Source organism: Vibrio sp. V33_P6A3T137 (assembly GCF_009904835.1).
Lineage (GTDB): Bacteria > Pseudomonadota > Gammaproteobacteria > Enterobacterales > Vibrionaceae > Vibrio > Vibrio metschnikovii.
Genome location: NZ_WXWK01000046.1, coordinates 85,864 through 93,312, shown reverse-complemented (window position 1 = coordinate 93,312; position 7,449 = coordinate 85,864). Strand labels below are relative to the sequence as shown.

Sequence of the window (7,449 nt, the reverse complement as noted above, 5' to 3'; positions counted from 1 at the left end):
AGACCTTTTTTGATCTAGGTACAATATTTTTAAGTTCGGCAGCCTCCAAAGCAGCGGATCCCGCTAATCGCCAAAAGATGCGTGTGTTGGGTGTTAATAGCAAATCGTAAGCCTTAACAGCAATGTTAAGGCTTTTTTATTTTCGGTTATTTACTTATTTGATGACAAAGGCGGATACATGAAAGTCGAAAGTAATCCATATCCTTTCTTTTTATTTAACAGTGGTAAATGATTGGTAGTCTATCGAAGTTCAATTTATAAGCTGTTATGATAAATGACAACAAAAGGAGTAAAGTATGCCACATATTCGATTTCGAGCATTAGAACCGCAAACAGTCCAAGCTTTGTCAGCGACATTAATTAACGAGTTACAGCCTCTAATCAATGCTCCTCGCGAGGACTTCACCTTTGAATATATCTACAGTACTTTCTTCTTTGATGGGGCTGTCAGTCAGGCTTATCCTTTCGTTGAAGTGCTCTGGTTTGATAGAGGACAAAATGTTCAAGACCAAGTCGCATCGGTAATTACCGATCAAGTGCGTCAAGTCTTGAGTAGTCAAGTTGACGTTGCAGTGATATTTACCGCATTAAAACCGAATCACTATTATGATAATGCTCAGCATTATTAAGAGACGTTCATGAATCAAGTTATTGATACCATTACCTCACATCGTTCTATCCGTGCTTTTAAAGATCAACCAATCAGTAAAATACAGTTGGATGCCATTATTGCATCGGGTATCGCTGCCTCTTCTTCGAGTTTATTGCAAGCGGTATCCATTATACGCATTACTGAGCAAGAGAAGCGCCTTAAATTGGCTGAACTTGCGGGTAACCAACCTTATGTCGCTAGCGCCGCCGAATTTTTAGTATTTTGTATTGATTATCAACGTCATTACACGCTTGATAATAACGTGCATCCAGAATTTATGGAGCTGACCCTGATCGGGGCTATTGATGCGGGCATTATGGCACAAAATTGTTTGCTAGCAGCAGAATCGTTGCAATTAGGTGGTGTTTACATCGGGGGATTAAGAAATTCGCCTTATGAGGTTGATCAATTATTAGAATTACCCCCTTATTGTGCAGTGCTTTTTGGCTTGTGTTTAGGTCATCCGGATCAACACCCGCAATTAAAGCCAAGATTAAGTCCAGAAGTGATCGTACATGAAAATACTTATCAGCCTTTAGAGGTTGGGCGTGTTAAACAGTACGATCAAATTATGCTTGATTACTATCAAACTCGTTCAAGCAATAGTAAGCAACAAGGTTGGTCTGAGCAAACTTGTAATAAATTAGCTCAGGAATCGAGGCCTTATATGCAGGACTATTTTCATTGCAAGGGGTTGGCTAAAAAGTGATCGCTATAATGTCACTCATTACTGCGCTATTGTAAAACACATCGCTAATTGCTCCCTCTAGAAGCTTATATTCTAAGGGAGCCAATTTTATCACTTGCTTTGTTTCTCTGAGCGATCAAGTGAATCAAGTTCTGATAATTGATGCTTTCTTGCCGTGTTGAGCATGTTGTTAAAATAATGACGTAATGAGTACAGCATGAGTAGACTGGGTACGACCATAACTGCAGTTAATACGAAAAATAGTGACCAATTATCAAGATAATCAGCAACTTGACCGCTAAATGAAGCAAGCGTTGTACGGCCAAAGTTGCCTAGTGATGCTAGTAAAGCATATTGAGTAGCGGAAAAAGCTTGCCCTGTCATTACCGTTAAGAAAGAAACGAAAGCTACAGTAGAAAAAGCGGTAGTAAAGTTATCAACAACAATTGTAGCGAGCAGAAGATGTTCATTCGGGCCGACTTCAGCAATCCAAGAGAACATAAGATTACTTGCCGACATCGCTATTCCGCCGATCATTAATCCTTTAATAATGCCAAATCTTACGTTGAACATGCTACCGACAAACGTAAATAGCATAGTTAATCCCCAACCAATCAACTTAGAGTAGTATCCGATTTGTTCATTGGTGAATCCGATATCTTTATAAAAAGCAATCGACATCCTGCCCAGAAATGCTTCTCCAATTTTGAACAGAAAGACAAACAGTAATAGAGTGATCGCCACTCGAGTTCCATTTTGGCGGAAAAAATCAATGAAGGGTTCAAATAATGTCACGGTGAGCCATGTCGCGGCTTTAGATTGAATGACTTCACCGTGTCGTAACTCAGCTTGTTGTTGTAATCGATCTCGATGAGACGTTGGTTCGCCGACAAATAAGGTGAACAGCATTAACAATAATACGATTGCCGCCATTCCGTAATAGACTTGGTTCCAACCCACACTATCGGCATTAATAAAAGCAAAGTATCCGGGTAGAGAATATCCAGTCCACCATCCAATCACCGCCATTGCTGAAGCTTGAGGCAACTTTGATTGTTCTGATTTAGGAAAGGTGTCAATGCGAAAAGCATCAATGGCAATATCTTGTGTCGCTGATGCGGTAGCGATCGCCAGAGCAAACATTGATGTTAAAATAAGATTGGTCGCCGGATTAACCCCTGCGATCAGCAACGTAAAAATAAAAACCAGAAGTTGGCAAAACAATATCCAGCTTCGTCTTTGTCCTAGTCTTTTATATAAGAATGGGATTTTTACTCGATCGACTAAAGGTGCCCAAAGAAAATTAATGGCATAGACGGAAAACACGCTACCGAAGTATCCGATAGCGGCTAGAGATAAGCCTGCATCTTTAAGCCATCCAGACATGTTTGAACCGATCAATACCCAAGGGAAGCCACTTGAGCAACCAAGTAGAAATACCCATAAAAGACGACGATCAAGATAACTTTTAATGGTTTGTGACCAAGTAAGATATTGAGTTCCGCTCGGCATGAGCCTTATCCTTACAGAGTTCCCCCTAACTTTAAGTTAGGGGGAAGAAATTAATCAACAATGACTGTCACATTGGTAATGACGATTGGGGTTACAGGGACATCATTCAGATGGCCTATCGTTCGAGTTGGTTGCTTGGCCATCATTTGGATAGTTTCAAAGCCACTGATCACTTTACCAAAAACGGCATAGCCTTCTTGACGTTGGGTGGGATTTAAAAATTGATTATCAGCAAGGTTAATAAAAAATTGTCGTGTGGCAGAATTTGGGTTAGCGGTTCTTGCCATGGCAATTGTTGCCGTATCATTGCGTAGCCCATTACGAGCTTCATTGATAATCGGTGGGTGGGTTTTTAATGGTTCTAATTTGGCGTCAAAGCCTCCACCCTGAGCCATGAACCCAGGGATTACTCGATGGAATTGACTACCGATATAACTACCATCTTGCACATAATGTAAAAAATTTTCACTGGTAATTGGTGCTAATTGTGAATCAAGCTCTACGATGAAATCACCGATAGAGGTCTCAAATTTAACCTGTGGTTCTGCCCATACAGTAATGCTGAACATCGTTAGAATTGTGGCGGCTATTTTTTTAACCATTGAAACGATCCTTCATATAGCTTTGCAACTCGCTATCGTTGGCAATTTCTTTCAGTACTAAATTAACAACATCATTGAATACTCTTTCAATATCTTGATTTGATGCACTTAAAGCAGCGCTTCGCTTCGCTGTACCATGATAACTTTTTACTAGCTTACCTTTAGGCGTTTCGGCGGTTAACTCAAGAGTGACACTGGCGTTCATTTCATGCGAGGTAATTGAGTGTTTGACAGTAACTAACGCCTCTTGAATCTCTAACGCCAGATTGTTTTCACTATTCACCGTTAAACGGAAACCTTGCGAAGCAAACTGTTCAGCTAAAGTATTTTCTAAGGTAATACGTAGATTTTGTTTTGCATGCACTGGCTCAATATGATTGCGTCCACTGTCGACTAATGCCACATACTGCGCAGAACGAACATCTTTGCTGACTAAGGTAAAGCTGACATTGTTAACAATATTGCTGCTACTTAATACTGCTTGAGGCATAAAGTTAATTTGCTCTTGCTTTGGTGCGGCACAAGCGGTTAAGAGTGCAATTGAGGCGGCGATAACCAATTTCTTCATGATCAAATCCTTTGCTGTAGTGAACGGTAATACTTATGACTTAATAGCCTGTAAGATAACAAATTTTGCGTTACTAGCGATAGTTTTCACCTGCGTATTACCAAATAGTCGCTTTAACTTGATATCGTAACCGAGGTGACGGTTACCAATCACTAACAACTTACCCTGTTTAGAAAGAACACGCTTAGCATCACAAAACATCTGCCATGCAATATGATCAGTGATGGCTTGTTGCTGATGGAACGGTGGATTGCAAACGATAAACATTGTGCTGTGATCGGGAAAGCCATCTAAACAATTATTTGTCAAACATTCAAAACGATGCTGTGATGATAAATTTTTCTCAAGATTTCGTTTCGCTGACTCCACCGCCATAAAGCTTTCATCAACAGAGATTATTTTGGCTTTTGGGTTCAGTTGCCCGAGTTTGACCGATAAAACGCCGTTGCCGCATCCTAAATCAATAATACTCTCTAAGGTGTCATCTTGAGGTAAATAATCTAAGAGTAAACGCGCGCCTTGATCCAAACGTTCAGCAGAGTAGACATTAGGCAGATTAGTTAATTCAATCGTTTTATCATCAATGCTCCAGCAAATACTTTCTTCTATCGAGGGAAGGGGCTGAACATCGGGCTGAGAAAAGACGAGGCGATGTTTTTTCCACGCCAAAGAAGTCTGTGTTTGGCCTAAATATTGTTCAAAAAGTTGTAATGTAGAGGTATGGATTTCTTTTGCTTTATTGACGGCTATTACAGGACAATGAGCGGGTAAAGAGGCTCTTAATTGGCTCAATTGCCAAATTAAATGACGGTTATTACGAGGGATTTGCATCAATACAAGGTCGATGTTATTCGGGAGCGATGCCATCGTATTATCGAGATGAATAGCGGGACAACCATTGGCTTGTAAATTCGCTATCGTAGCTTGTTGGGCAATAAATGAATCACTCAACATAGTGATTTGATGTTCGAAAGATAAATAGCAGCTTAGTGCACCGAAATGATCATTCAGAACAAGAATATGCCGATTAGGTTGTAGATTGAGCGTCTTAAGATGAGAGATCAAATACTCATCACCCGCATCCCAAGCTTGTAGCGTTTCATTACTGCGAATGGGAAATCGATGAAGCGTTAAAGTTCGGTTATCCAAGGTTAATTCTGTTTTCATCTTGTTCGTTAATTATCGATTAAAGAAAGGCGACAACATTGTCTCAAATGGAGAGGGAACAAGAAACCAAAACCTTTTCCTTCTCATTAAGCAAGAGTAGAATCGCAGCATCATATAAATGAGACATTGTGTCGTTGAGGACTCATCATGCTTCAAGAAACCATCGAAATGAAATTACAGCAGGCTTTTCAACCAGAGCATTTACAAGTGCTGAATGAAAGCTATATGCATAATGTCCCTGCCGGTTCAGAAAGCCACTTTAAAGTCATTATTGTTAGCGATACTTTTGTCGAACAGCGCTTAATTACTCGTCATCGACAAGTTAATCAAGTGTTAAAAGATGAGCTTGCTCACTCTATCCATGCATTAGCTATTCATACTTACACGCCACAAGAATGGAACCAATTGCAAGGTGGGGCTCCTGATAGTCCTATGTGTATGGGCGGTTCTAAAAATGAACTTAAATAAGTGAGTGATCGCCGTTATCAGCCTTTGCGTATTGTATTGTTAAGCAGACCATGGTGGTGCATTTTATCTACCAATAATCAAATAATTCTGCTCGTAAGTTAACTGACTAAGGTTAACTGTGCGATAGGTCATATTTATGATTATTTATCATTCCTTGCTAGCTATTTCTTGATAAATAAAGCGAATGAAGCGGGGATTGGTCATGGCATCCAGTTCCTAAAAGATGCTAAACTATTGCACCTGACAAATCTCATTACAGACTGGTAATCGGATTTTAAGAAGGATGTTGCGGTTTTGGCATTAACAATAGCCAAAAACGGACACTATCAATGTCGTGTCTAGAGAGCGTTAGATCGTGTTGACTGGCATGTAAGTCAATTAGCCCGTCTCGTTCTCGATTTTACGCAATGAAAGAATCTTTTTCCCAATAAAAAAGTAGTGCAAGTGCGTATGATTACAATAAAAAAGGGTTTGGACCTTCCCATTGCTGGAGCTCCTTCCCAGGTGATTCATGATGGCAAAGCCATCACCAAAGTCGCCTTGCTTGGCGAAGAGTACGTGGGTATGCGTCCAACGATGCATGTTCGCGTGGGTGATGAAGTGAAAAAAGCACAAGTTCTTTTTGAAGATAAGAAGAACCCAGGTGTCGTTTTTACTTCTCCTGTTTGTGGCAAAGTTATTGAAGTTAATCGTGGTGCTAAGCGAGTCCTTCAGTCCGTTGTGATTGAAAAGATGGGCGATGAGCAAATCACCTTCAATAAATTTGACGCGAGCCAGTTAGCGAGTTTAGACCGCGCAGCGGTGACCTCTCAACTTGTCGACTCTGGATTGTGGACAGCCCTACGAACTCGTCCGTTCAGCAAGGTACCAGCCATTAATTCTCACACTAAAGCGATCTTCGTTACGGCCATGGATACCAATCCATTAGCCGCAGAGCCAAGTGTCATCATTAATGAGCAGCCAGAGGCGTTCACTGCAGGTCTAGACGTGCTTTCAGTACTCACTGAAGATAAAGTCTATGTTTGTAAATCGAACGTAAGCTTGCCTCGTTCAGCTCAACAGAATGTGCATGAGCATGTTTTTGATGGCCCACATCCAGCTGGCTTAGTCGGGACGCACATGCATTTCTTGTATCCTGTTAATGCGCAAAATGTGGCATGGAACATCGATTATCAAGACGTAATTGCTATTGGTAAGCTGTTTTTAACCGGTGAACTGTACAATGAACGAGTGATTTCATTGGCGGGTCCAGTGGTGAATAATCCACGTTTGCTACGTACCGTAATGGGCGCAAGTTTGGATGAGCTAACTCATAGTGAATTAATGCAAGGCGATGTACGAGTAATATCAGGCTCCGTATTGTCTGGTACAAAGGCTTCTGGTCCCCATGCTTACCTTGGTCGTTATCATAAGCAAGTCTCTGTATTGCGTGAAGGCCGAGAAAAAGAACTGTTTGGTTGGGCGATGCCGGGTAAAAACCGCTTCTCTGTGACACGAGCATTCTTAGGTCATTTCTTTAAAGGTCAGTTGTTTAATATGACTACCACCACCAATGGTAGTGATAGAGCAATGGTTCCTATTGGCAACTATGAAAAAGTCATGCCGCTCGATATGGAACCAACATTGCTACTGCGCGATTTGTGTGCGGGTGATACCGATAACGCTCAGCGTTTAGGAGCTCTTGAGTTAGACGAAGAAGATCTCGCGCTGTGCACCTTTGTATGTCCAGGCAAGTATGAATATGGCGCCTTGCTGCGCGAGTGCCTCGACAAGATTGAGAAGGAAGGGTAAT

8 protein-coding genes are annotated in these 7,449 nt (G+C 41.1%); 4 read left to right on the top strand and 4 right to left on the bottom strand.

Features of this window, described 5'->3' with window-relative positions; translation table 11 throughout:
- The first annotated feature begins 296 nt into the window (after window positions 1–296).
- Window positions 297–629, top strand: a complete 333-nt coding sequence (locus CAG60_RS03925; protein ID WP_154170301.1) for a DUF1904 domain-containing protein — start codon at window positions 297–299, stop codon at window positions 627–629.
- Window positions 630–638: 9 nt separating this feature from the next.
- Window positions 639–1,361, top strand: a complete 723-nt coding sequence (gene nfsA, locus CAG60_RS03920) for an oxygen-insensitive NADPH nitroreductase (protein ID WP_161438343.1) — start codon at window positions 639–641, stop codon at window positions 1,359–1,361.
- Between the two features lie 90 nt (window positions 1,362–1,451).
- Here nfsA and CAG60_RS03915 read toward each other — a convergent pair whose 3' ends face one another.
- The 4 genes from CAG60_RS03915 to CAG60_RS03900 are packed head-to-tail and all read right to left on the bottom strand — an operon-like array spanning window position 1,452 to window position 5,189.
- Window positions 1,452–2,852, bottom strand: a complete 1,401-nt coding sequence (locus CAG60_RS03915; RefSeq protein ID WP_154170303.1) for an AmpG family muropeptide MFS transporter — start codon at window positions 2,850–2,852, stop codon at window positions 1,452–1,454.
- Window positions 2,853–2,902: 50 nt separating this feature from the next.
- Window positions 2,903–3,454, bottom strand: coding sequence for a peptidylprolyl isomerase (locus CAG60_RS03910; RefSeq protein ID WP_161438342.1), 552 nt, complete (start codon window positions 3,452–3,454; stop codon window positions 2,903–2,905).
- Complete coding sequence (locus CAG60_RS03905) at window positions 3,447–4,022, bottom strand: YajG family lipoprotein (RefSeq protein WP_161426620.1); 576 nt, start codon at window positions 4,020–4,022, stop codon at window positions 3,447–3,449. The genes CAG60_RS03910 and CAG60_RS03905 overlap by 8 nt, the downstream gene beginning before the upstream one ends.
- 33 nt (window positions 4,023–4,055) lie before the next feature.
- Entirely contained in the window at window positions 4,056–5,189 is a 1,134-nt protein-coding gene (locus CAG60_RS03900; protein WP_161438341.1) for a methyltransferase, read from the bottom strand.
- A gap of 147 nt (window positions 5,190–5,336) precedes the next feature.
- Here CAG60_RS03900 and bolA point away from each other — a divergent pair, with 147 nt between their 5' ends.
- Together bolA and CAG60_RS03890 are read left to right on the top strand one after the other, a co-directional pair.
- The gene (bolA, locus tag CAG60_RS03895) at window positions 5,337–5,657 is read left to right on the top strand and encodes a transcriptional regulator BolA (RefSeq protein WP_154170311.1); all 321 of its coding nucleotides are present in this window, start codon (window positions 5,337–5,339) and stop codon (window positions 5,655–5,657) included.
- A 450-nt stretch (window positions 5,658–6,107) separates the two neighbouring features.
- Window positions 6,108–7,448: a Na(+)-translocating NADH-quinone reductase subunit A gene (locus CAG60_RS03890; RefSeq protein WP_154170313.1), complete on the top strand. Its 1,341-nt coding sequence runs from the start codon at window positions 6,108–6,110 to the stop codon at window positions 7,446–7,448.
- The last annotated feature ends 1 nt before the right edge of the window (window position 7,449 follow it).

Excerpts from the sequence above, each read along its gene's own strand:
- CAG60_RS03900 (WP_161438341.1), bottom strand. The coding sequence starts at position 5,189 with ATGAAAACAGAATTAACCTTGGATAACCGAACTTTAACGCTTCATCGA.
- CAG60_RS03925 (WP_154170301.1), top strand. The coding sequence starts at position 297 with ATGCCACATATTCGATTTCGAGCATTAGAACCGCAAACAGTCCAAGCT.
- CAG60_RS03915 (WP_154170303.1), bottom strand. The coding sequence starts at position 2,852 with ATGCCGAGCGGAACTCAATATCTTACTTGGTCACAAACCATTAAAAGT.
- CAG60_RS03890 (WP_154170313.1), top strand. The coding sequence starts at position 6,108 with ATGATTACAATAAAAAAGGGTTTGGACCTTCCCATTGCTGGAGCTCCT.
- bolA (WP_154170311.1), top strand. The coding sequence starts at position 5,337 with ATGCTTCAAGAAACCATCGAAATGAAATTACAGCAGGCTTTTCAACCA.
- nfsA (WP_161438343.1), top strand. The coding sequence starts at position 639 with ATGAATCAAGTTATTGATACCATTACCTCACATCGTTCTATCCGTGCT.
- CAG60_RS03910 (WP_161438342.1), bottom strand. The coding sequence starts at position 3,454 with ATGGTTAAAAAAATAGCCGCCACAATTCTAACGATGTTCAGCATTACT.
- CAG60_RS03905 (WP_161426620.1), bottom strand. The coding sequence starts at position 4,022 with ATGAAGAAATTGGTTATCGCCGCCTCAATTGCACTCTTAACCGCTTGT.